At 45.5% G+C, this 1187-nt stretch carries 1 protein-coding gene; it reads right to left on the minus strand.

Annotation, left to right across the window (positions count from 1 at the left end):
• On the minus strand, positions 1-1187 hold a 1187-nt coding region (locus HZY94_RS09505), incomplete at both ends, for a Rib/alpha-like domain-containing protein (protein WP_257151917.1).

A 1187-nucleotide genomic window follows, 5' to 3' on the forward strand; every position in this document is an offset into this window, starting at 1 on the left:
AGTGTCTACTGGAGTTTCAAAGGTAATCTTCGCATCTTTTGGTAGTTCATCAACGTTTGAGATGGACTTAGCTGGATCAACTTGATCACCAACTTTAACCGTTTGCACGACTGGAGCTGGTTCGTTAGTAGCTGCTTGAGTTGGATCCTCTTCAACCTTAACAGTTACAGGAACCTTATCCTCAGAACCATCTGGGTAAGTCACAACTACCATCGCTTGTTGATCGCCTGGTTGGCTAGTGTCCACTGGGGTTTCAAATTCTACCTTAGTATCTACTGGAAGCTCAGCTAGGTTACTGATTGATTTCTCTGCGGATGGTGTTTCACCAACTTTAACAACTTGTTCAGCTGGAGTTGGTTCGTTAGTAGCCGCTTGAGTTGGATTCTCTTCAACCTTAACAGTTACTGGAACTTTGTCCTCAGAACCATCTGGGTAGGTTACAACTACCATGGCTGGCTTGTCACCTGGCTGACTGGTGTCCACTGGGGTTTCAAATTCTACCTTGGTATCTGCTGGAAGCTCAGCTAGGTTACTGATAGATTTCTCAGCTGATGGAGTCTCGCCAACTTTAACAGTCTGTTCTGCTGGAGTTGGTTCGTTAGTAGCTGCTTGAGTTGGATTTGCTTCAACCTGAACAGTTACTGGAACTGTATCTTGAGAACCATCTGGGTAGGTCACAACAACCATCGCTGGCTTGTCACCTGGCTGGCTTGTGTCCACTGGGGTTTCAAATTCTACCTTAGTATCTGCTGGAAGCTCAGCTAGGTTACTGATAGATTTCTCAGCTGATGGAGTTTCACCAACTTTAACTGTTTGCACGACTGGAGCTGGTTCGTTAGTATCCACTTGTTTTGGATTTTCTTCAACCTTAACGGTTACAGGAACCTTATCTTGAGAACCATCTGGATAAGTCACAACTACAGTCGCTGGTTGGTCACCTGGCTGGCTTGTGTCCACTGGGGTTTCAAATTCTACCTTAGTATCTGCTGGAAGCTCAGCTAGGTTGCTGATTGATTCCTCTGCGGATGGTGTTTCACCAACTTTAACAACTTGTTCAGCTGGAGCTGGTTCGTTAGTAGCTGCCTGAGTTGGATTTTCTTCAACCTTAACAGTTACAGGAACTTTGTCCTCAGAACCATCTGGGTAGGTTACAACTACCATGACTTGTTGATCGCCTGGTTGGCTAG

It is taken from the genome of Streptococcus danieliae (assembly GCF_013415245.1).
GTDB lineage: Bacteria > Bacillota > Bacilli > Lactobacillales > Streptococcaceae > Streptococcus > Streptococcus danieliae_A.